This window comes from Sphingomonas sp. (genome assembly GCF_964263785.1).
GTDB lineage: Bacteria > Pseudomonadota > Alphaproteobacteria > Sphingomonadales > Sphingomonadaceae > Sphingomonas.
On sequence record NZ_CAXVWL010000026.1, the window covers coordinates 1 to 25080 of the forward strand.

General features: G+C 70.5%; 8 protein-coding genes. 4 read left to right on the top strand and 4 right to left on the bottom strand.

What is annotated here, in order from left to right:
• From ACE5C1_RS03925 to ACE5C1_RS03935, 3 genes are all read right to left on the bottom strand, one after another.
• Positions 1 to 364: type VI secretion system-associated FHA domain protein (locus ACE5C1_RS03925; protein WP_374942759.1), on the bottom strand; the 364-nt coding region annotated here is incomplete at its 3' end.
• The gene (locus ACE5C1_RS03930; protein ID WP_374942760.1) at positions 361 to 945 is read right to left on the bottom strand and encodes a hypothetical protein; all 585 of its coding nucleotides are present in this window, start codon (positions 943 to 945) and stop codon (positions 361 to 363) included. The genes ACE5C1_RS03930 and ACE5C1_RS03925, both read right to left, overlap by 4 nt.
• A gap of 33 nt (positions 946 to 978) precedes the next feature.
• Entirely contained in the window at positions 979 to 3033 is a 2055-nt protein-coding gene (locus tag ACE5C1_RS03935; protein WP_374942761.1) for a type VI secretion system Vgr family protein, read from the bottom strand.
• Positions 3034 to 3377: 344 nt separating this feature from the next.
• Here ACE5C1_RS03935 and ACE5C1_RS03940 point away from each other — a divergent pair, with 344 nt between their 5' ends.
• From ACE5C1_RS03940 to ACE5C1_RS03955, 4 genes are read left to right on the top strand one after another with little or no spacing between them, the layout of a single operon-like run.
• Positions 3378 to 5060 carry a ShlB/FhaC/HecB family hemolysin secretion/activation protein gene (locus tag ACE5C1_RS03940; RefSeq protein ID WP_374942762.1) on the top strand — a complete coding sequence of 561 codons (1683 nt, stop codon included), beginning with the start codon at positions 3378 to 3380 and terminating at the stop codon, positions 5058 to 5060.
• 14 nt (positions 5061 to 5074) lie between these two features.
• Complete coding sequence (locus ACE5C1_RS03945) at positions 5075 to 19660, top strand: filamentous hemagglutinin N-terminal domain-containing protein (RefSeq protein WP_374942763.1); 14586 nt, start codon at positions 5075 to 5077, stop codon at positions 19658 to 19660.
• Positions 19642 to 22821 (top strand): CHAT domain-containing protein, encoded by a 3180-nt coding sequence (locus ACE5C1_RS03950; protein ID WP_374942764.1) that lies wholly within the window; start codon positions 19642 to 19644, stop codon positions 22819 to 22821. Before ACE5C1_RS03945 ends, ACE5C1_RS03950 begins: the two co-directional genes overlap by 19 nt.
• Entirely contained in the window at positions 22818 to 23654 is an 837-nt protein-coding gene (locus ACE5C1_RS03955) for a lysostaphin resistance A-like protein (protein WP_374942765.1), read from the top strand. Before ACE5C1_RS03950 ends, ACE5C1_RS03955 begins: the two co-directional genes overlap by 4 nt.
• Here the strand turns inward: ACE5C1_RS03955 and ACE5C1_RS03960 are convergent.
• The gene (locus ACE5C1_RS03960) at positions 23629 to 24978 is read right to left on the bottom strand and encodes a M23 family metallopeptidase (protein WP_374942766.1); all 1350 of its coding nucleotides are present in this window, start codon (positions 24976 to 24978) and stop codon (positions 23629 to 23631) included. The two genes, ACE5C1_RS03955 and ACE5C1_RS03960, sit on opposite strands and share 26 nt — an antisense overlap.
• Positions 24979 to 25080 lie beyond the last annotated feature (102 nt).

Consider the following 25080-nt stretch of genomic DNA (forward strand, 5'->3'; position numbering starts at 1 on the left):
ACGGGGATGCACCGGCCACGCCACCCAGGCCGGTCGTGCCGCCGCCATCGGGTACTTCCTCGACACGCACCTGGTAATGACCGATCTGGAGCAGATCGCCGTCGCGCAGCTGAACCGGCTTCGCCAACCGCTCGCCGTTGCCGTTGATGAAGGTGCCATTCGTCGATTTGTCGGTCAGGAAATAGCGTCCGTCGCGATAATCGACTTCGCAGTGGATCGAGCTGATCTGATTGGCGGGATCCGGCAGAGTCCAGTCCGCATGAGCGGCACGGCCGATCACCAGGCCGTGCTCGGCAAGGCTGATCTCGACCGGATCGCCCGACGTCAGCGAGGGCACGTTCTCGATGCAGAGCCGCAGCATCATCCCGGCTGTTCTCCCGCGGCCAACGCATCCGCCTTGGTCAGCATCGCCGCGATCCGGTCCGGATACGCCAGACCGCCCTGCGCGTGGGCTGCGACAAGCACGGCACTGGCGACGACCCTGCCGAACACGCCGGGTTGCGGATTGACCGGCATCTCCTGCGTGGCCGGCGCCATCGAACCACCCGACAGGAAGATGGCGAGGCAGGCCAGGCCCTCCATCGTATCCCAGCCGGCGATCTCGCCCGCCTGGAACGCGAGCCGACGCGCGTCGTCGGATGGCCCAGCCAGCCAGCGCCGCACCGCCTTTGCAGCGACCGCGCGCGCCGGCGGCAAGGATTCATCGGTGTAGGTAAGGCATGCCAGAACCCAGCGCACGGCATCGACCCGCGGCAGGCATTGAGCGACGAAGTTCGCGGCTCCGGCCGGATCATTGTCGCGCAGAACGGCAAAAGCAGCCGCAGGCGGCAAGGCGCCGACCGACTCCATCGGCAGCGCGTCCCCCATCATGGGCGCCAGCTGCGCCGCGCGCGTCCACTTAACCCGCGACCAGTCGCGCGGCGCCGTCGCAATCTCGTCGTTCATGCCCGTTCCACCTCTCGCCCCCGTGACCGCCCGTCAGTTGATCATCACGATACCGCCCAAGACGATGTGTATAGCGTCGGCGGACGAGTTTACCATGATCCCCTTGATGTCGACCTTAACCGTGCCCTTGATCGTGATGCCGACCTGATCGATGAGGATGCTGCTGCCGCCGACCTTCAGCTCGATCGACTGCATCGCCTCCATGCTGATCTTACCGAGGTCCGCCTTGGTGTCGATATTGCCCATCGCGACCTTGAGCGTGTCGTTGCCCATCTTGATCGTGGTGGCGCGGTTGCCCATCTTGATCTCCAGCGTATCGTCGCCGTTGATCGTGGTCGTGCGCTTGCCGAGTTCGATCGTGCGGGTTTCGTCGCCCTTCTTGATCAGGGTGGTCAGATTGCCCTTGTCCAGAGTTTTTGTGTCGTTGCCGGTCTTGAAGTCCGTCGTGCGGTTGCCGTCGGTATAGAGCCGGGTCTCGTTGCCGTGCAGGACGTGAGCGTCATAGTCGCGCTCGGCACGAAACCAGACGACCTCGCTGCCCTTCTTGTCCTCGAACCACCAGCGATTATGGCCGCCGCCGCCCTTGGTGATGCGGGTATGGAGGCCGAACTGGGTCTTGTTGTCGGGTAGCGTGGCCGGCGTGGGATTGTTGCCGTTGTAGACCGCACCGGTGACGAGCGGCCGGTCGGGATCTCCGTCCAGAAAGGTGACGACGACCTCCTGCCCGATCCGCGGCAGGCTGAAGCTTCCCCAGGCCTGGCCGGCGGCGGCCTGGACGACGCGGATGAAGCAGCTCGCCTTCTCATCCTTCTTGCCCTCGCGGTCCCAGGGAAACTGGACTTTGATGCGGCCGTATTTGTCCGTGTAGATTTCCTCGCCGGCGGGCCCCACGACCAGTGCCGTCTGCGGCCCGAGGATGCGGGGACGGGGGGTCACCATCGCAGGCCGGTATTGCTCGGTCGCCGGCATCAGTTCGAGGGTGCAGCCGAAGGTCTCCTCTCCCTCGCCGCTGTCGTAGGAGGGAGCACTATAATCATGGGCGGTGCCGACGATGAGATATTCGGTCGAGGTGCCGTCCTCATAGTTCAGCGTCAGCCGCCGGCCGACCGCGGCGCTGAACAGCGCACCCTCGGCAAAGCTGCGCGCCATCCGCCGACGGTGCGCGTCCAGCCACAGCGCGCTGTAGCGACTTGCCGTCGCGGATTGCTTGTTCTTGGCAGCAGGATCGTTGGTCTTGTAGATGATCTTGCCGGGAAAGTCATAGACTTCGGCGGCTGCGCCCCATGCCGGCGCGGACCCTTCGGCGGTCTGCCCGCCGCGTTTCGTCGGCTCGCCGAGGATCTTGGCCGCCGCCTTGCTTTTCAGAAATTCGGTGGACGGCGCCTCGAAATCGTAATCCGCGACGGTGACCTTGGCGGGTCCGAGCGCGCGCCGTTCGGTGACCGACCAGATCGGCGCGTCCGGACGCCGGCTCGCCTCGCTCATCACCTTGACCGAGGCGGGTGCGAGATCGTCGTGCGCGTTGCTGCTGTCCACCAGCACCAGTTTGCTCGAGTCTCCCGAATGCTCGTAATGATAATAGATCCCCTCATACTCCATCATCCGCGAGATGAAGTCGAAATCGCTTTCCTGATATTGCACGCAATATTCGAGCGGATCATAGGTGCCGTCGAGCTTCGCCTGATAGGGGACCGCGAGCAGCGACTTCACGATGTCGACCGCGGACTTGTTCTGGAAGATGCGGTTGCGTCGATTGAGGGTGAGGAAATCCAGCGCGGGACGAAGCACCAGCCGGTAATTGTGGCCGCGGTCGTCCCTGCCGAGTTCGTTATATTCCCAGAGAACGCCCGCAAAATCGCGATTGACCATCATGTCGGTGCCGGACGTGAACGCGACGCCGATAGCGGTGCCGAGCAGCTTGTGCAGCGGCTGCGGTTGTTCGCTGAAGGCGTCGATCGTAACGGTATACGATTCGCTCAGCCGTTCGCTGGCGGTCAGGCCGACGATCAGCAGTTCGTCCTTGCCCAGCTCGGTGGTCAGCCGGCCGATGCGATTGTCCTGCGTGTAGGTGCCGATGCGCGTGGCCATCGCCGTCCCCTTCCCTCCGACACCGCTGAGTCTTACACACACTCGGGCGCGAAATCCCAAGGTAAAATCGTCGACGACGACCGTTGTGACAAACAACAGGCCTCGGTTGCAGGTCGCCATACAGCGATGTTCCGTACAGCCTTGCCAATTTATGAAGATTCCTGCTGCCACCCGTGATAGCGTTCCACCGTCGCAATGCTTGCAGGGGACGCAGCAGGTGACGCTCGATCGTCGACGTTTCGTCGACCGGGGGGACGATCGCATTGACTGACGTTCATCTTAGGGGCGCGCGAGTTGTCGTGGGATTTGCGGCACTTGCGCTTCCGGCCATCGGAGCCGCGCAAGTGTCGCCTGCGCCCGCGCCTGCGCCGCAATTGCCGAGTCGCGCGCAGGTCGAGCAGCCTGCGCCACCGACCACCGACTCAGCGACGCCGCGAGTCAGCGGCAGCAATGCGGTGCCGACTCCGCCTTGCCCGCTTGCCGCGTCGCCGTTGAAGGTGACGCTTACCGGCGTGAAGTTCGTGGCGGTCGGGCGCGATGCGGTGCCCGAGCCGATCGCAGAGGCGCTCGCCGCCATCGGACCGCCGCAGACGGGCGAGCAGCCGCTGGCGGTGGTCTGCACGATCCGCGATGCTGCCAATGCGGCAATGGTTCGTGCAGGGTTCGTCGCGTCGGTCCAGGTGCCGCCACAGGAGATCACGGACGGCGTGCTGACGCTGTCGGTCGTCCTGGCGCGGATCACCGAGGTGCGGGTTCATGGCGAGGCGGGACGCTATCGCACGATCCTGGCCGATGCGATTGAGCGGCTGCGCGCGCTCGATCCGCTGAACGAGCGGGATGCGGAGCGCCTGCTGCTGCTTGTCGGCGACGTGCCGGGCCTCGACATCCAGCTTGCGCTCAGGCCCGCGGGCGGTGCGCCCGGAGATGTGATCGGCGACCTGAACGTCGTCACCCAGCGGGTGTCGGTGCTCGCCAACGTCCAGAATTACGGATCGCGCCAGCTCGGGCGCGAGACGGCGTATGCGCGGATCGACATCAACGCGCTCTTCGTGCCCGGCGACACGCTCTACATCGGCGGATCGACGACCGCGCAGCTGCGCGAGCAGCAGGTGGCGCAGATCGGCTACCGCGCGGGCGATGCGGCGAGCGGGCTGAGCGCCGGGCCGCGGCTGACCTATGCGTGGTCGCGCCCCGACATCGGCACGCTCGATCTGCGTTCGCGTTCGATCATCGGCGGATTCGATGTCACCAAGCCGATCGTCCGTACTGTCCGGCGCAACCTGTCGGCTACGATCGGGTTCGAGGCGATCGAGCAGCAGATCCGCATCTATGATGAGTTCGGCTATTCTCCGCTCAACCTAGATCGGCTGCGCGTCGTCTATACGCGCTTCGATGGGCGGATCAGCGCGCGGCGGTTCGATGGACTCGACGCCTATGCGATTAACGGCGCGCTCGAACTGCGTAAGGGGCTAGGCATCCTCGACGCCACAAAACGCGGGCAGTCGGCTGCCAATTACGCGCCGTCGCGGCCTGAGGGCGATCCCAAGGCAATTATCGTCCGCGGGCAGCTCGCGGCGCTCGGGCGGGTCAACAAGACGATCAGCTTCGCACACAATGTGCTCGGGCAATGGTCGAATCATCCGCTGCTCAATTTCGACGAGCAGGCGCTTGGCAACCTGACCGTCGGGTTAGGCTACGATCCGGGTGCAAACAGCGCAGATCGGTTCGTCGGCGTTCATTCCGAGACGCGGCTAGATTTCCACGCGACTCGCGGAGTAGACCTTCAACTCTACGGGTTTGGCGACAACGTCTACATTTGGAACCTCGATTCTGCGCAGAAGCAGAACGAAGACAAGCGTCACCTGCGCTCGGTCGGCGGCGGCCTGCGCGCGCGGCTACCCGGCCCGATGCTGCTGGAAGCGACCTACGCGCGGCCGCTCGACCGCGCTCTGAGCGTCGACCGCAAACGCGCACCGGGGCGGTTCCTCCTGTCGCTCACCGCGCAGATCAGCCCCAAATTCCCGTGAGGATCGGACTCGCCATGCACGCCGCCCCGCAATCGATACGCATCAGCTCTCGCAATGGGACGGTCCGGCGGCGACTGGCGCAGACGACCGCGCTGGCGGGGATGCTGGCGACGGCGCCGGTGCTGGCGCAGACGACCCCGACCGATCTGCCGACCGGCGGCAGCCCGGTGCTGGGCGGCGCGACGGTGGGCGCGCCGGACGGCGCGACGCTGAACGTGACGCTGAACAATCAGCGCAGCGTCATCAACTGGCAGACGTTCGACATCGCCACGGGGCATGTTGTCAATTTCGTCGACGGCACGCAGGCCGGCCTGCCGGTTCCCGCCGTCATCCCGGTGGCGGTGCTCAACCGGGTGGTGGGGATACCCGGCAATGCGGGCTCCACGCTGACGGCGTCGACGATCAACGGCACCCTGAACGCCCCCGCCAACGTGTCGGTCTACATCGTCAATCCCCAGGGGATCATGTTCGGCGCTGGCGCCAGCGTATCGGTGGGATCGCTGATCGCGTCGACCCGCGACATTGCCGGCATTCCTGCCACGGACACGATCCCGGAGCAGACCCCCGACGCGGTGTTCCTGGCGAACACGAACGGCACGCTGCGGTTCAGCGGCGAGAGCACGGCGTCGATCAACGTCGACGGCACCGCGAAGCTGGGCGCCACCGGCAACATCGACGACCTGACGAGCGCGCGCGGCGTCGTCGCCCTGATCGCGGCGAACATCCAGACCGGCGGTACGCTGACCGCCGCGAGCGAGATCGCGCTGGTCGCCGCCGACGACACCACGATCAACCTGGAGGGCGGCAGCCCGCTCGCGGTGACGATCGCCAAGGGCACGTCGCTGGCCGACCCGGCCGTATCGACAAAGGTGATGGTCGCGACCAATTCGCTGACCGGCAGTTCGATCATCCTGGCCGCGGCGACGCGCAGCCGGGTGACCGAAGCGTTGCTCGACATCCAGGCGACGATGATCGCGACATCGGCGCACACCACCGACCAGGGGATCGTGCTGGCGGCGGGGAATACCGCGACGCTGGCGCCCAATATCACGATGACCGGCGCCGCGGCGGACCTCGGCGGTGCGCTGTCGCTGACGCTTGGCGGTACGCTGAACGCGGTCGACGGAGTCATTCCGGGCGATCCGGACGCGACCCCGCCGATCCCCGACACACCGCTGACCAATTCCGCGATCGACGTGCGCGCCAAGAACGGCATCGCCGCGCCGCTCGTCGGCGGAAGTGCGGCACCCGCGATCCTGACCGCGAGCCAGGGACTGACGGTGCGCGCCGATGCGGGCGGCATCGCGATCGGCGACGCGACCGGGGCCAGCGCGACGATCACCGCCGGTGCAGGCGACATCGCCGCGGGCGCGGTCGAATCGACGGTCGGCGGCGCGACGGTGACGGCGAGTGCCGGAAGCGCCACGCTGACCAGCCTGACCGCCGCAACCGCGGGCGCGGTGACCGGGGCCGCGGTGACGCTGGGAGCGGCGGCGGCGGGCACCACCCTGGCGCTGGAGGCGACCGCGGGCAATCTGACCGCGGACACGTCGATGTCGGGCGGCGACACGACGCTGAGCGCATCGGGCGATCTCGCGATCGACAGCGCCGAGACCACGGGCACGGGTTCCGATCTGAACGTCGATGCGATCGCGGTCGGTGGGCGCGCGACGGCGGCTTCGGGGTTCACCGCCAAGCGCGACCTGTCGATCACCGCGACCGGCGCCGCGACGATCGGCACCGCCACCGCCGGACGCGCCGCATTGCTGTCCGCCACCTCGATAGACGCCGACCAGCTGACCGCGACCGGCAGCACGTTGGGCGCGACCGCGACGGCGGGCGATCTCACGCTCGGCGGAACGACCTCGGGCAGCACCACGACGCTGCGCGCGACGGGCGCGATCGGCGTGTCGGGCACCGCGTCCAGCACCGACGACGGCATCGACGCGCGCGGCGGCAGCGTCGACCTGCAGGTGGTGGAGACCAATCTCGGGCTGATCGCGCGCAGCGACGTCGGCGCGCTGCGGGTGTTCGATGCGACGGTCCGCACCAACGCGGCGCTTACCGCCGCGACCACCGCGACGATCGGCACGGTGGATGCGGGCACGATTTCGGCGACCGCGACCGGCGCGCTGACCGCGATCCGGCTGACCGCGAACACGGACGATAACAGCCTCAACGTATCCGCCACCGGTTCGACGCTGGACGTCGGCACCGCGGAGGCGATCGGCGGCAGCGTGCGGCTGCGCGCGCTGTCCGGCGCGGCGACTGCGGGAACGATCAACGCGGCGACCGACGGCATCCTCTCGTCCACCGCGATCGCGACGCTGACGGGCGATGCGTCGGTCGGGCGGGACCTGTCGGTGTCGGGCACCGGAGTCCGGCTCGGTGGCGTAGCGCCGGCCAGCCAGATCGCGGGCCGCAATGCCGCCTATACCGCCTCGACGGGGACGATCGCCAAGGCGACGGGTGCGACCGGACTGGTGACGATCCGCGCGCACGCCGATCCCGATGCGACGCCGGGCGCGATCGTCCTCGACGCGAACACCGCCATCGATCTGTCCGGCACTGCGCTGGTCACCGGCGATCCGCTCGACACAGCCAACACCGGCGATGTCGGCATCCGGCTCGCCACCGCCACCGCGCCGCTGACGCTGGGCACGATCGACGCACGCGCGCTGACGTCAGTCAACGACCTGCACACCATCTTCTCGCCGCTATCGGTTGGCGGCACGGTGACGCTGGGCGCGACCAATTTGGTCGATGCGCTCGCCATCAGCACGCCCGGCAACATTTCGCTGACGAGTGTCGCGATCACCGGTGCCAATCAGGCGTTGTCGCTGACCGGCACCGCCGCGGGGACGACGATCACCGCGAGCGCCGGCCTGACCGCGAGCGGCGACGTCACCGTGTCGAACCGCGATGCGGTGTCGCTGGCAAGTGTGCGATCGACCGCCGGCGCGGTGAGCCTGCAATCGGCGACCGCGACCGGCGTGCTGACCGCGGGCGCGGTGCGCGCGCGGACCAGCCTGACCGTCGCGCGCAACGCCGCGGTGACGCTGGCGAGCGCGACCGCGGACAGGGGCGCGATCACGCTGGGTTCGGGTGCGGGCACGCTGACGGTGAACGGCCTGACGAGCGCAGGAGGCGATATCGACGCCACCGGCGCGACCCTGACGCTGGCGGGGATTACGTCGAGCGGCGGGCATGTCGATATCGATTCGACCGTCGGCGCGCTCGGCGTCGGCCAGGTTCAGGCGAGCACCTATATCGACGTGTTCGCCAACACGAACGCCACCGCGGCTGGCCTGGATTCGACCAATTCGACGGTGCGGCTGGCGTCGAACGGCACGATCACCGCGACCGGCGCGCTCGCGGGAACGGGCACGACGGTGACCGCACCGGGCGCGGTCAGCCTGCTGGGCGTATCCGGGCGGACCGGGACCGCGTCGATCGCATCGACCGGATCGACGCTGAACGCGGGCGCGGTCTCGGGCGCGATCGTATCGGCGGCCGCGCAGGATCTGCTGACGCTGGCGTCGGTGAATGCGACCGCGGGCACCGCGGCGCTGACCTCCACCGCGGCGGGGATCACCGTCACCGGCAATACGCAGGCGACCGGGTCGGTGACCGTGAGCGCGCCGGGCTTCATCTCGGCCGGGGGGGTTCGCTCGACGGGTGCCTCCGTCAGCTTCCTGCCCGCCGGGGCCATGTCCGCGCTGACCGCGGGTGCGGTGAGTGCGTTCACGGGGCTGAGCGTGTCGCGCGACGCCGACGTTACACTGGCGAGCGCCAGGTCGGAGACCGGATCGGTCGATTTGGCCTCCACCGGCGGCACGCTGAGCGTCACCGGCGCGACCAACGCGGCGACCGACGTCGCGGCCACCGCGCCGATCCTGTCGCTCGGTGCGGTCAATGCCACCGGCGGGCATATCGATATCGGTTCCTCCACCGGCACGCTCACTGCAGGTGCGCTGGAGGCGAGCGGCTTCGTCGACGTCCTCGGGCGCACCGGCACGACAGTGGCGAGCACGACCTCGACCGGATCGACGGTCCGCGTGGCGTCCGCGCTGACCGACGTCACGGTGAGCGGCCTGCTTTCGGGCGTCGGTACGACGGTCACGGCGCCGGGCGTGGTCAGCGTCTCGGGGGTCAGCGGCGGCACGGGTACGACGACGCTCGAATCGACCGGCTCGACCGTGACCGCATCCGGCAATGTCAGCGGGGCATCGGTGATCGCGCGCGCGCAGACCCTGCTGTCGCTGTCCTCGGTCGACGCGACCGCAGGAACGGCAGCGCTCACCTCGACCGCGGCTGGGATCACCGTGACCGGGCCGACTCAGGCGACGGGGGACGTGACGATCACCGCGCCCGGGATCGTCAACGTCGGCAGCGTGCGGTCGACGGCCGCCGCGATCAATTTCCTGCCGGCGTCGGCGGCGTCGGCGCTGACCGCGGGCGCGGTGCGCGCGGCGACGAATCTCAGCATACAGCGCAACGCCAACGTGACGCTGGCGAGCGCGCGATCGGAATCGGGCACGGTGTCGCTCAACGCGGGTGCGGGCACGTTGACCGTCACCGGGCTGACGACCGGAACGGGCAATGTCGACGCGACGGGCGCGACGCTGGCGCTGGGCGCGGTGACCTCGAGCGGGGGGCATGTCGATCTCGATTCGTCTACGGGTGCGCTGAACGCGGGCGCGCTTCAGGCGAGCACCTATGTGGATGTGTTCGGCGCAACCGATGCGACGGTGGCGAGCGCCAATTCGACCACTTCCTCGCTGCGCGTCGCTTCAAATCGGAACGTCACCGCGACGGGGTTGCTGTCGGGCACCGGCACGACGGTCACCGCGCCCGGGGTGGTCACCGTCGCGGACGTGAACGGGCGGACGGGAACCGCGACGATCGCGTCGACCGGATCGACCGCGACCGCGGGGGCGGTGTCCGGGGCGATCGTGTCGGCGACCGCGCGCAACCTGCTGACGCTGGCGTCGATCGATGCGACTGCGGGGACGGCGACGCTCACCTCGATCAACGCAGGCGTTGCGGTGACCGGCGCGACCCAGGCGACCGGGCAAGTCACCGTCAGCGCGCCGGGCGCGATCACGATGAGCGATGTCCGCTCGACCGGGGCCGATGTGGTCTTTGCGCCGACCAACGGCACGGGCACGATCTCCGCAGGCGCAGTGCGCGCGTTCACCGGCCTGTCGGTCGCGCGCGATGCCGGGTTCACCTCCGCCAGCGCCATGTCGGACACCGGCGGGATTACGCTGGGCTCGGTGAACGGCACCGCGCAGGTTACGGGTGCGACGACCGCCAGCGGGGATGTCGATATTCGGGCGGCGACCGTCGCGCTGGGCGCGGTCACGTCGACCGCGGGCGGCCTGTTGCTGGCGTCGGATACGACCCTCACCGCGGGTGCGCTGAGCGCGCGCGATTACATCACCGCCGGTGGTCAGACCGGCGCGGCGCTGGACAGCGCCACCTCGACCGCAAGCGGCATCGTCCTATTCGGCGGTACCGGGACGCTGAGCGTCACCGGCGCGCTGCAGGCGGCGGACCGGATCGACGGATCGGCCGATGGCGCGATCACCCTCGGCGACGTGACCGCGACCAATGGCCTGGTGCAGTTCCAGTCCTCGGGCGGCGCGCTGACCACCGGCGCGGTCGTCGCGGGTGACCTCGCGATCCTGTACGGCCAGACCGATGCGACGATCGCCAGCGCGCAAGCAGGCGGCTACGTCGATGTCCGGGCGACCACGGGCAGCATAGACGTCGCCGGAGGGCTGTCCGCCGGCAGCGTCGTCTTCGCGACCGCAGGCGCGAACGCCACGTTCGGTAGCGTGACGGCAGCGGGTTCGGATTATTCCATTCTGAGTGCGCAGAGCGGCAATCTGACTGTGTCGGGCCCGGTGTCGACGCAGGGCACGGTATATCTGTACGGTGTATCGGGTATCTCCGCGGGCGCCGTGACCTCCGCGAACGGTGCAGCGCGGCTTTCGTCGACCGGCGGATCAATCACTACAGGTGCGCTCACCGGCGTCGACGTCTTCGCCGACGCGTTCGCCGATGCAACGCTCGCGAGCATCACCGCGACCGGCGGGGCCGCGACGCTGACCGCTGGGGCCAATCTGACCGTCACCGGCGCGTCGGCTGCGCAGACCGATTTCAGCGCCACCGGCGGCTCGGTGTCGCTCGGTGCGGTGACGACAGCGGCGGGCAACGTCGCGCTGGAAAGCGACACAACGACGCTCACCGCCGGAGCGGTCACCGCCAACGGTACGCTCACCGCCTTCGCGAATACCGGCATGACGCTGGCGAGCGCGCGATCGGTGACGTCGACCGTCGGTCTCACCAGCGGTGAAGCGCTCACCGTTACCGGCGCGACGCTGGGTCGCGGCGATGTGGCGATAACTGCATACCGCGACGCGGTGAACGTCGAATCGGTGACGTCGACCGCGGGAACTGCGCTGCTGCAGTCGAACGCCGCATCGGTCACTGCGGGCGCGGTGCGCTCGAACGGGCTGCTTACCGTTAATGCGCGGACGGACGCTGCGCTCGCTTCGGCGACGTCGGACGCGGGGGCAATTTCGCTCACCGCCGCGGGCGGTACGCTAGCGGTCACCGGCGCGACGCTGGCGCAGACGGACGTCGGCGCGGTTTCGTACGGCGCAATGTCGCTGGCAGGGGTAACCGCGACCGCGGGCGCAGTGGCGTTGCGGTCGGACAACGGCACCGTCGGTGCCGCGTCGATCGACGCCGGAACCGACATCGACGTCAACGGCAACGGCGATCTGACGCTCGGGACGGTGAACGCGCGCGGCACGGCGACCGGTGGAAGCACGACGCTGATCTCGCGCGCCGGCGGGATCAGCGCCACTTTGGTGACAACGCGGACGACGCTGGACGCCGATGCCGCGACCACCTTGTCGCTGCCCAATGCCGCGGTGGGCACTGCGGCGACGCTTGCTGGGCGCGACGTGGTGCTGGGCACGCTCGGCGCGGGCACGTTGCAGGCGACGGCACGCGACGGCGACCTGAGTGTCGAGGCGGGGGACATTCGCGGCGCCGCGGCACTGACCAAGACCGGTGCGACCGGCGCGATCTCGGTCGCGCGGCTGAACGCCACGGGACCGACGACGATCACCAGTGCCGATGCGGTGCGCGCCGATCTGCTCCAGGGCGGCGCCACGACGGTGAGTGCGGCGGGCGACGTGTCCGGCCGGACCGGCGGGGTGGGCGCCGCCGTCACATCGCTGACGGTGAACGCGGGTGGCGTCGCGACGATCGGCGCGGTCACGACATCGGGCAACACCAGCGTTACAGCGGCCGGTGCGGCGCTGCTGACCAGCGCGATCGCCGCAGGCGGAAATCTGAGCGCGAGCGGTGCGAGCGTGACGCTGGGCGCCGCGGGCCAGACGATCGCGCAGACCGCGGCGGGTGGCATTCAAGTAACCAGCACGAACGGCGCGATCACCGGTCTGGCCGGGTTGACCCTGCGGTCGGACAGCGGCTCGCTGGGCGCGCGCGACGTGACGCTCCAGTCGGCGGGCGGCATCGCGTTCCAGCCGGGCACGCTGATCGCCGGCGGCGCGGACCGCCAGTCGGCGCTGCGTCTTGCCGCTGCCACGGGAATCGCGGTGACGCTCGACCAGGTCGAGGCGCGGACGATCGCATCGCCGGGGACGGCGATGTCGCTCGGCCTTGGAGGGTCTCTGTCGATCGTGCGCGCGGCGACTCGCGATACACTGACGATCGCGCTGACCGGCGCGGGCAATCCTGCATTGACCATCGACAGCGTTCAGGTCCGTGCGGGCGACCTGTCGCTCGACACGACGGGCGCGCTGACGACCGGCCTCGTCGATGTCGCGGGCGGCGCCACGACGCTCGGCGGCCGCACCGTGGACAGCGGCGCGATCACCACGCGCAGCCTGAATGCGACCGCGCGGGTGGGCGCCGCGACCTTCTCGACCATCGACGCGACCGCGGGCGGCATCGCGGCGACCACGGCGACCGACCTGCGCTTGGTCCGCGGCACCGCGACCGGCGCGGTCGCGCTGACGAGCACCAACGGTGACGTGACCGGGGTGGCGGGTGGCGGCTTCGGCGCGGTCAATCTCGTCAGCAGCGCAGCAACGGTCACCGTCCGAGCCGACTCGACCGACAGCGCGCACGGGTTGGTTCGCGCCGGCGCGGTGGCGGGGAGGGCCGGGGTGGACCTTGGCGGGCGCACGATCGTTGCCGAGTCGCTCGCCTCGTCGGCGGGCGCGGTCACCGCGAGCACCCGGCGCGATGCGGCGGGGCTGACCGATCAATCGATTGCGATCGGGACGATCGACGCGGCGACGGGAATTGCGCTGACAACTGGCAACCGCACCGCCGCCGCTGCCGCGCCGATCGCGCTGGACCGCGCGACGACCGCCGAGGGCACGCTGGCGATCACCACGATCAACGGCGGCCTCGCCGCGCGTGTCGGTTCGCCGCGGACGATCCTACAGGGCGGAACCGGCGCCATCGCGCTCGATATCGGCGGTGCGGCGGTACTCGGTTCGGCGACGGCGGGCACGACGACGATCGTCGCGAACAGCCTGGACGTCACCACCGCGACCGCGACCAATGGCGCGCTGGCATTGACGACGCGCAGCGGCGCGCTCGTGCTCGGCACGGGCCATGCCAGCGGCGCGGTGACGGTCGATGCGACCGGCGCGCTGACCGCAGCGACGATCACCGGCGCGTCGGCGGCGCTGACCGGCAGCAGCACGGCGACGCTCGGCACCGTCACGACCACCGCGGGCGACCTGCGCGCGACGATTGGCGGTGCACTCGATGCGACGATGCTCGATGCGTCGCGGAGGATAGCGGTCGACGCGGGATCGGCGCGGATCACTAGTGCGAACGCGCGACTGGGCACGCTGGGCTTAACGACGCGTACGGGAACGCTGCGGCTCGATGCGGGGCGGAGCGGTGCCGATGCTGTGCTGAGCGGGCCGACGCTGTCGATCGGGACGCTGGACGCCGGCACTGCGGGTGTGCTGAGCGCGGCGGGCGACCTGAGCGCCGACCGGGTGACGGTGGGCACGACGCTGAACGTCACCGCGGGCAATATCGCGACGCTGACCGCATTGACCGCGGGCGATGACGCGCGCGTATCGGGCACGCGCCTCGTCAGCATCGGGACGGCGACCACGCTCGCGACGCTGACGCTGGCTGGGCGCGGCATCGCGGTGACCCGCGCCGACGCGGGTGCGCTCGATACGGCGGCGGGCAGCGACGGCATCGACGTCCGCACCGGGGCCGTGACGCGGGCCGCGGCAATCCGCTCGGATGCGGGCATCGCGATCGGGACGCTCGACGCGGGCACGGCAACGCTGACTGCCGGCACCACGATCGCCGCAGATCGCCTGACGACGGCCGGGACGCTTGCCGCCAACGCCGGTACGGATGCGACGCTGATGATCGTCCAGGCCGGCGGCAACGCGCAGCTTGGCGCGGGGGCGCGGCTGATCGCCGCCAGCGTCACGACACCGGCAGCGCTGACGCTGGGTGCGCGCAGCATCGCGGTGACGACGCTGGACGTGGGTTCGCTCGGCGCGACGGCGGGTGTCGACGGTCTCGACCTGCGTACTGCGCGGGTTGTCGGGGCGGCGAGCCTGACGTCGGCCGGACCGATCGCGATCGGCGCACTCGATGCGGGTAGCGCCACGATCGCAGCGGCAACCGATCTCGCCGCCGACACGCTGACGATCGCAAGCGACCTCGACGCGCGTGCGGGAAATGCGGCGACGATCGCGACGGTGACGGCGGGGGGCGATGCGCGTCTCGAGGCGATCGGGCTGCTGACGGTCGGCAGCGCGACGATGCCGCGTGCGCTGACCCTGATCGGAAGCGGAGTCGCGACCACCAAGGTCGACGCAGGCTCGCTCGCGCTCACCGCGGGTGCGGGCGGCGCCAACCTGCGGGGTTCCACGGTTGCGGGAAATGCCACGTTTGCCTCCGAGGCCGGCATCGTCATCGGCACGTTAGACGCGGGCAGCGCCGACATCGCCGCCGCCACCGATCTGACCGTGGACACCCTGACGACCCGCGGCTCATTGGCTGCTAGGGCAGGGAATGACGCGCTGCTGACAACAGTGGCTGCGGGGGGCAACACCGGCCTTACCGCAGAGCGCCGACTGGCCATTGGCAGCGTCGCCGTGCCCGCGACCCTGACGCTGGCCGCAAACGAGATTGCGGTTGCGAACCTCGATGCAGGCACGGTGACCGCCGGTGCGGGTGCGGCCGGGTTAGACCTGCGCACCGGCACCGTGGCGAACGACGCCTCTGTCACGTCCGACGCGCAGATCGCGATCGGCACGCTCCAGGCGGGACGTGCCACGCTGACCGCGGCGACCGACCTGACCGCGGACGGGCTGACGACGACGGGTGCGTCGACGTTGCACGCCGATCGTATCGCGGTGACGGACCTGGCCGCGGGCACGCTCGATGCCCGCGCCGGCTCGGCCGGGTTCGCCTTGCGCACCGGCACCGTCTCGGGCGCTGCGACGGTTGCTTCCGATGCGACCATCGCCATCGGACGGCTGAATGCGGGCAGCGCAGACCTTGCCGCCGCTGGCGATCTCGTCGCCGACACCTTGGCTGCGACGACCACGCTGACCGCGCGAGCGGGGAGCGATGCGACGATCGCCGCGGTCACCGCTGGCGGCGATGCCGCGCTGACCGGCACGCGGCGGCTGAGCATCGGCAGCATCGCAACGCCGGCGGCGGTGACGCTGGCGGGGCGCGGCATCGCAGTGACGACGCTGAACGCGGGATCGCTCGGGGCGGCCGCGGAGAGCGACGGGGTCGACCTGCGCACCGCGGCGGTCGCCGGGCTGGCGACGGTCCGCTCGGATGCGGACGTCGCGATCGGCACCCTCGACGCGGGAACGATCGCCATCACTGCGGCGGGAACGCTGAACGCCGATTTGTTGGCAGCGCGCGCAGGACTGAGCATCGTTGCGTCCTCGGCGCAGGTGGCGCGGACGACGGTCACCGGCGGTGCGACCCGGATCGCGACGGGGCTGGACGGCCTGGTACTCACCGATCTGGCGATCGCGGGCGACGTCGACGCGTCGACCACCGGCGTGCTGACCACGGGGACGCTCGACGTCGGCGGACGGCTGACCGCCAGCGGCGCGTCGGCATCGTTCGCGACGACGCGGGTGGCCGGCGACGCCGCATTGGCCGCGACGGGCGCCGACCTGCGCATCGGTGAGGCGACGATCGGCGGGGCTGCGGCACTGAGCGCGGCGAACGATCTGTCGATCGATCGGATCGCGTCGGACGGTACGCTGGCGATCGATGCCGTCGGCCGGGCGTCGCTCCGCGACGTGCGGGCGGGCGGCGATACGCGCATCGCCGCGCGGACTATCGCCATCGACACGCTCGCTACGCCTGCGACCCTGACGCTGAGCGGGCAGAGGATCGACGCGGCAACGATCGGGGCGGGTGCGCTGGCGATGAGCGCCGGGAGCGACGGCGCGACGCTGGGTACCGCGACGATCGTGCGCGATGCAATGGCCGAGTCCGATGCGGGGCTCGTCATCGGCACGTTGGCGAGCGACACCGCGAGGGTCGTCGCCGCGGGCGACCTGCGCGCGGACGTCTTGACCGCAAGCAATGCGCTTGATGCCGCGGCGGCCACGATGCGCATCGGCCAGGCGACGGCGGGCGCCGCAACCCTGACCACGACCGCGGGCGATCTGACCGCGACCGGCCTGACGACGTCGAACGATCTGTCGCTTGCGAGTGCTGCGGCGCTGACGGTCGACCGGATCGATGCGGGCGGCACGCTGACCGCCGGAGCGGGAACCGACGCGACCATCGTGCAGGCGCGGGCGGCCGGCGACACGCGGTTGACCGCGGCACGCACCGCGACGCTGGGCAGCATCGACACCCCTGCGCAACTGACGATCTCGGCGCAGCGGGTGGACGCGCAGACGCTGAATGCAGGCGCGCTTGCACTGACCGCGGGCAGCGACGGCGCGGACCTTCGCACCACCACGGTCGGCGGACTGGCCGATGTGGCGTCGGACTCGACGGTCGCCATCGGCATCCTGACGGCCGGATCGACACGGATCGCGGCGGCGGGGGCGTTGACCGCGGACCTGCTGGCCTCGCGCACCGGGCTCACCGTTTCGGCGGCGACCGGGGGCATCGCGCAGGCGACGGTCTCGGCGGGCGCAGCAACGCTGACCACCACCGTGGGCGACCTGACGCTCGGCACCGCCACGCTCGGCGGTACGGCGACGTTAGCCGCGACCGGCGCGCTGGCGATCGATGCGATCGATGTCGTCGGCGATCTGCTCGGCCAAGCGGCGGCGATCCGGGTGGCGGACACGGTGGTCCGCAGCGGCAGCACGCGTCTGGACGCGACGAATGCCGTGCAACTGGGCAATGCGACGATCGCGGGCGACACCGCGTTGACCGCCGGCGGTCTCGTGGATGCCGGTACGATTGTCGTTGGTCGGACGCTGAGCGCAAGCGGCGGCACTGTCGCATTGCGCAAGGCGACCGCCGGCGGCACCACGATCGTGACCGCGCGCAACGCAGGAATCGCGATCGGCGAGGGACGCTTCGCGGCCGACGCGACGCTGACCGGGCGCACCGCGATCAGCGCGGACCTGCTGAACGTCGGCACCACGCTGGGCGCGACAGGCGCGAGCGTGACGTTGACGACCGCAACGGTCGGCCGCGATGCCACGATCGCCGCGGGAACGGCGACGCTGGGATCGCTGACGACGGGCACGGCGCTGACCCTGACCACCACGGGCGCTGCGAGCGCGGACACGCTCGACGTCGGCGGCCGGCTCGACGCGACCGCCGACACGCTGGCAGTGGGCACCGCGACCGTCCGCGGCGGCGATGCGGTGCTCAGCGTCGGCACGGCGAACATCGGCGGGCTGACGACGAGCGGCGCGATCCGCGCCACCAGCCGCGGCGCTCTGGCCGCGACTCGGCTCGATGCGGGGACGGGGATCGACGCGCGCACCGGCAGCGCGGCGATCTTGCAGGCCAATGCGCGCGGCGGCGACGTCGTGCTCGGTGCGACCGCAGGCGACATCCGCCTCGGCACCGGCACCGCCACGGGCGCGGTTGCGCTGACCAGCAGCGGTGCGAGTGCGGTTTCGGGCGCGGTCTCCGCGGGCACGAGCTACCGCATCGATGCCGCGACGATCACGCTGGGTACCGCGGGCAGCACTGCCCGCCAGAGCGGCGCCGACATCGCGCTCGTCGCGCGCACCGGCGGGCTCGCGGCGCAGGGCGCGACGACGCTGACGGGCGCGCGCGCGGTGTCGCTGAGCGCCAAGGGAGCGAGCGGAGCGATCGCCTTCGCTCCCGAGACGGCGATTACCAGCGGCGCGGCCGATGTGGCGCTGGCAACGACGGGTACGGCGGCGCTGGGCACGGTCACCGCATCCGCCGGCGCGATCAGGCTGGACGCTGCCGACGCGGTGCTGACCCGCGCGGTCTCGGCGCAGTCGGTCGCGCTGACCAACGTCGCGACCGCAGGGGTGACGCGCCTCGGCGACACCGGCGCCGGCAACGAAACCGAGTTCGCGGCGCCGACGACTCGCTTCGACCTGTCCAATGCCGAGATCGGTCTCGTCTCTGCGCCGACGGTCACGATCGCCAGCGGCGCGCGCAACTTGACGATCGGCGCGGTCGGGCTGGGGGCGGCAACGGGTGCGACCCGTTTCGCGATCACCGCAACGGGCCGCATCGACATGCTCGGCCGCTTCGTCGCAGCCGGATCGACCGCGGCGCGGACGATCGCGATCGGCAGCGATGCCGCCGCCGGGCGGACGAGCGTGATCCGCATCGCGGCGACCCAGGCCGAGGGCGGGCGGCTGCTGGTCGACGGTGCCAAGCTCGAGCTTACCGCCGACCGGATCGGCGCTGGGCTCGACCGCGATTTTCTCGACGCGGTCGGTTATCGCACCGCGGCCGGGCTGGAGGTCGAACAGGTCACCCGCGAATATGTCGCCCGGCCCACCTCGACGCTCTACAGCCCCAGCGCGCTGGGCGCCGCGCCCTACGCAGATCCGGTGCTGGTCCGCTCGGCCACCCTGTCGCTCACCTACGGCCGCTATGCGCTGTTCCAGAACACGGGCAGGCCGGGCGAGCAGACGGGCGTCGTGCTAGGTGCTGCTGGCACCAACGGCGCGAATGGTGCCACGCTGCGTCTGGCGACCCCGAACAGCGCCACCAACGCGTTCGAGTTCTTCGGCACGATCGACGGCATCAGCAGCCAGGCGACCGCGCTGCTCGGCCCGGAGCGGCTGTCGATCGACACCGGCGTCAGCCCGGCGGCAAGCCGGATCAACGGCTGCATCATCGGTTCGGGCGGCGGCTGCCTGAACACCTCGATCGCGCAGCCGACGCTCAACCTGTTCGATACCAGCCGTGCCGAGATCGTGCGCACCGCAGACGACCTGACGCTGGCGTTCGATCCGCTGATCGGCACCAACAACGAAGCGCTCTACCTCGACACCGAAACCGATGCGGCCGCGACGGCTGCGGATTGCGAAGGCGACAAGCCATGCCCGACAAAGCCGTAACGCGCGCCGCGATGGCGTTGGTCGCGGTGGCCGCGACGCTCGGCGGCGACCTGAGCGTGGCACGCGCGCCCGCGCCCGAGTCCTTCGTGCTGGGCCGCGATGCGAACGGGGAACCATGCCAGATCTCGCGCAACTGGCGCGACGACCGGCTGACCAACCCGTTCGACAAGGCGTGGGCGATCACCTGCCGCGGCGTCACCGCGGCGCGCGCGCAAGGGTGGATGGTGGCGATCCGCGGCGGCAAGGGACTGCCCGAGGAGGGGTGCGGCGCACCGTCGACGGTGACGGTCGACGGCGTCGGCGAGGCGCTGGCCCGCGCCTGCTTCGATCCGCGGCTCGCATTACCCACCGTCCGCATCGGCTTCACGCACGGTGGCGTGCGCTACACCGGTGCGGCACTGGCCACCGCGCTCGGACCGCTGGAGGGCGCGATGCGCGCGATCGCCGGGGTTGCGCCGACCCCCGGCGCCGATGCATTGGTCAAGCCGTCGATCGACCCAGCCAAGCTGGCGCCGGCGCCAGCGCCGGTGCGCGGACGCGTGAGCGGCAACGACGTCGATCCGTCCGCGCTGCTCCAGGCGGGGATCGCGCTCAACCACCGCGGCCAATATGTCGAGGCGTCGCGGCTGCTCAACGACGTGCTGAGCCGTCTCGCCTCGACCACCCCGCCGCTGATCCGCGCCGAGCTGGAGCTGGAGGCGGGGCTCGCCGATTCGAACATCGGCCAGTTCGATGCGGCGGGCGATCATTTCGACCGTGGCGCCGGGCTGATCGCGGGGCAGCCCGGGGTCGATCGTGCGGCGTTCCTTCAGGCCAAGCAGGCGACCTATCGCGGCCAGGACGCGATCAACCGCCGCCAGTTCGCGACCGCGCTGGCCCTGCTCGGCAACGCCGAGTCGCAGGGAGACCCGCTGAGCGATCCCGCGATCCTGAGCGCGCTCAATCAGCCCGCGCCCGCCAGCGGGGTGCGTGCCGCGGTGAGCAGCACGGATTCGGCACAGCTCTCCCGCCTGCTGCTCGAAGCGCAGCGCAGCTGGGCGCGCAGCGTCGCGTCGCTGTCGTCGAACGACATCGCAGGCGCCCGGCGTGCGCTCGACGAAGGGCTGGTCTCGGTCGACCAACTCCAGCGCGCTGTGCCCGCGGAGGCGGTCGCGGCACTGAAAGCCCGCGTCCAGCGGCAATATGGGCGGTTGGCGGCGCGTGACGGCAAGCTGACCGAGGCGGTCCACGCCTTCGACTGCTCGCTCGCCACGCTTCAGAACGTGCCTGTCGCGGGCGGTGGCGCGTGCCCGCTCGACCTCCCGCGCCGTGTCCGGGTGACGAGCGGCGTGATCGGAGGCACCGCGCCCGTCGCGGGTAGCGGTGGGCCGATGGTCGCTGAAACCGAACTCGAGCGCGCCAGTCTGCTCGCGCGGCTGCCCGGCGTCGACCGGACCCGAGTGCTGTCCGACTTCGCCGATGCGACCGACACGATGGTCGCATCGGGCGCGTCGGGCAATGTCGTGCCCGCCGCAATGGAGGTGTATCTCGACCTGCTTGCCGCGGCCGATGCGAAGACTCCGTCGATCGAGAGCCAGGATCGGTTCTTTCGCGCGCTACAGTCCGTCGGCGAGCCGACCGTCGCCCGCCAGATCGCGCAGCTGCAGCGGATCGTCACCGCCGATGGACCCACCGCAGCCAAGGTCCGCGACCGCGCCGAATTGGAGCGCTCGGTCGTCCGCCTGCGCTACGAGATCGCCGCCGCCACGCCCGACAAGATCGAGGCACTGGAAGCCGAGCGGGTTGCGACCGAATCCAAGCTCGCAACGGTCGACGCCGCGCTCGCGGGCGACCCGCGTTTCCGGGTCACCGACGACGCACCCGTGAAGGTCGCCGAACTGCGCGCCGCGCTGCGCCCGGATGAAGCCTATCTGAAGATCGTCCAGCTCCGCAATCGCGCCTTCGGGATCATGATCGACGGCAAGAGCGCCAATATCTACGCGCTCGCCGCGCCCGCCGCGACAGTCGGCGCGATCGCCGCTCGCGTGCGCGCGTCGATCCGCGACGATACGGGCACGCTGCCGTTCTTCGACGTCGCGGCATCCTATGCACTGTTCGACCTGATCACCGGCCCGTCGCGGCCGGCGGTGTTCCAGGCCAAGTCGCTGGTGATCGACCCGTCCGGGCCGCTCGCCAACCTGCCCGCGGGCGTGCTCGTCACCGACCTCGACAGCGTCAAGCGCTACGCCGTGTCGCGCAAGACCGCGCCCAACGATCTGACCCAAGTCGCTTTCCTCGCAGGGCGTGCGGAGATCACCGGTGCGTTGTCGCCGCGGTCGTTCCTGATCGCGCGGGCGTTGGCGCCATCGCGCGCGCCGCAGCCGTTCATCGGCTTCGGCGAGAATGCGCCGGCAACCGCGCTCGGTGCGCAGGCGACGATGCGGGTGCAGTTCGGCTCGGGCTGCGATGTCAGCTATGCCGAGCTGGCGGGCATCATGAACGCAAACAAGCCAGTCAGCTCGGCCGAAATCCGGCTCGCCTCCGCGTCGCTGGGGGTGCCGAACGCGCCAGCGATCACCGGCGCTGCGTTCAGCGACCGTGCGGTGATGGCCGAGAGCGCCAAGGGCGACCTCGCGCAGTACCAGGTGCTGCATTTCGCCACCCATGGCCTGCCCGAGACCAAGGCGGGCTGCCTGCGCGTACCGCCCGCGCTGGTGACGACGCTCGCGCCACCAGAAGGCGGGATGGCGCCGTCGGACGGACTGCTGAGCTTCAGCGAGATCGCCGGGCTGCGGCTCGATGCGAACCTCGTCGTCCTGTCGGCGTGCGAGACGGCCAGTGGCGTCTCCGGGGTGGGCGGGCGTCTGGGCGGGCAGGACGAATCGGGCGCGACCCTCGACGGGCTGGTGCGCGCCTTCATCACCGCCAACGCGCGTGCGGTGCTGGCGACCTATTGGAAGGTGCCCGCGATCGCGTCCAGCGACGAGTTCATCCGCAACTTCTACGCGCACGGACGCACCGAGAGCATCGGCGCGGCGCTGCGCGATGCCCAGCTCGGCGCGATGAAGGTACCCGCGACGTCGCATCCTTATTATTGGGGCGCGTATTTCCTGGTCGGCGACGCGTCCAAGTCGATGCTGTCGCCGCCCGCTCCGCCGGCACCGCGGATCGCGGCCAAGTGAACGCCGCCGGCCGCCCGTTCCCGGTCCTGATCGCCGCGGTGATCGCGGGCGGCGCGGTCGTCTCGGCCGCGATGCTGCTGGCGCCGGCGCTCGGCGCGACGCTCGCAGACTGGTCCCCGGCGGGGCAGGAGGCGCTGTTCTCAGGGCTGCTCTACGGGGTCTTGGCGCTCATCGCAGTGCTGGGGCGCAGGCTCGCGGGGCTGCCCGATTCGACGACGACATCGCGCGCCCTGTGGATCGCAGTGGGTGCCGCGATCGGCATCGGCGGGCTTATGCTCGCGCTGGGGGATGCGACACTAGCGGGCGCGGTCGCGCGCGGACCATCTGGGGGGGGCATCGGTACCTTGCTGATCGGCACGCTGGTCGTCGCCGGGCAGTCGGCGAGCGAGGAACTGTTCTTTCGCGGCTGGCTCCAGCCCGTGCTCGCGCGCAGCTGGCACATCGCGGCGGCGATCGGCGTGACCGCGATCGCTTTCGCCGCTCTGCACATTGCGGGCGGAGCGCGCACCCCGCTGACGCTCGTCAACCTGCTGCTCGGCGGCATCCTGTTCGGTCTGCTTGCCTGGCGCAGCGGCGGGCTGGCCGCGCCGATCGCGGCGCATGCGGGATGGAACTGGGCGGAGGGCATCGTCTTCGGGCTCGATCCCAATCCCGGCACCGGCGGCTTCGGCGCGCTCCACGATCTCGATATGACGGGTGCGGCGCGCTGGGGAGGATCGGCGGAAGGACTCAACGCCAGCGTGGCGATGACACTGGTGTTGGTCGCGCTCATCCTGCCGCTGGCGATGTCGGCGGCTCGCCCACCGATCAGGTCGATCTCCGTGCCCGGTTGACGTCGATCCGGTCGCGCTCGCGCTTGAAGGCGGCGAGCACGGCGCCGTACAGCGGCGGCGCGGCTTCGGTCTTGACGCTCAGCGGATCGACCGGCTGTCCGTCGATGTGCAATTCGTAATGGAGGTGCGGTCCGGTCGACCGCCCGGTGGTGCCGACCTTACCGATCTCCTGCCCTTGGGCGACCCGCGCGCCCGGCACGACGCCGGGCATGAACATGCTCTGGTGCAGGTAATAGGTCTCCCAGCCGTTGTCGTGGCGCAGGATGGTGAGATTGCCGTTCGGCCCCTTCATCGCCGCCCATTCGACCGTCCCGTCGCCGCTGGCGAAGATCGCAGTGCCCGTCGGTGCGGCGAAGTCGGTGCCCTTGTGCAGCTTCATGAAGCCCAGCACCGGGTGGATGCGAAACCCGAACCCGGACGACACCCGGGCGCCGTCCACCGGCGTGCGGAGCAGCGCGCGTTTGGTCGATACGCCTTCGCCGTCGAACCATCCCGGCTCGCCGCCTGCGGGCGTGAACCGGTACACCGCGGCTGCCTTCGTGCGGGTCGACAGCGCCGCGTACAGCAGCTTGGGCGGGCCCACCGCGCGGCCATCGCGATCGACGCGCTGCTCGAACGCGGCCTCGAACGCATCGCCCTTGCGCACCTCGCGCTGGAAGTCGAAATCGAACGCGAGCGCGGCGGCGAAATCGGGAATGAGGCTGTCGATCACCCCCGCCGCGACCGCCGAGGAATAGAAGCTGTCGGCGTCCATCGTGCCGCGCCGCACCACGACCTTGCTGGTCAGGTCGGCGGCGACCGCGGTCGCCGTGAATGTGCCCGCCGTGTGCTCCACGATCACGCCGGACGAATCGGCGTTCGATGCCTCCAGCCGCACCAGGTCCATCGCACCGCCGCGCGGCGACAGCGTCATCGCCGCGCGGATCTCGCCGCCGGTCTTGAGCGCGGGCATCGCCATCGCGGTCGCTTGCTGCGCGCTCGCTGCGTCGACCCCGCTGGCGATCAGTGCGCCCTGCAAATCCTGCGCACCCGACAGCGTGAGCATCCGCCGCTCATCGCGCGGCGCGCTGGCGTTCGTGCCGGGCGCAACGCCGGCAACCGGCGCAGGCGCCTGGGCCGGACGCGACCAGTGCGCGAACAGCGCGCCGCCTGCCAGGATCGCCGCTGACCCGGCAAGCGCCAAGGCCGGGAACCTTCGCGGCGCGCCGGCGGATGGAGCTGCGGGCGGGGCAGGCACGGGCACCGCGGGTGCGCTTGCCGGCGCCCCCGCGCGCTTCCAGCTGCGCGGATCGAACGACGGCGGCTGGCCGCTGAGATCGGTCATGGCGTCCCCCTCTTGCTCCCCGACGCGCTTGTACCGCGATGCGGGGAACGGTGCGAGCGGCAATCCGTCCCACCCCGTGATTGGGAGAGGATTGCAGCGTGC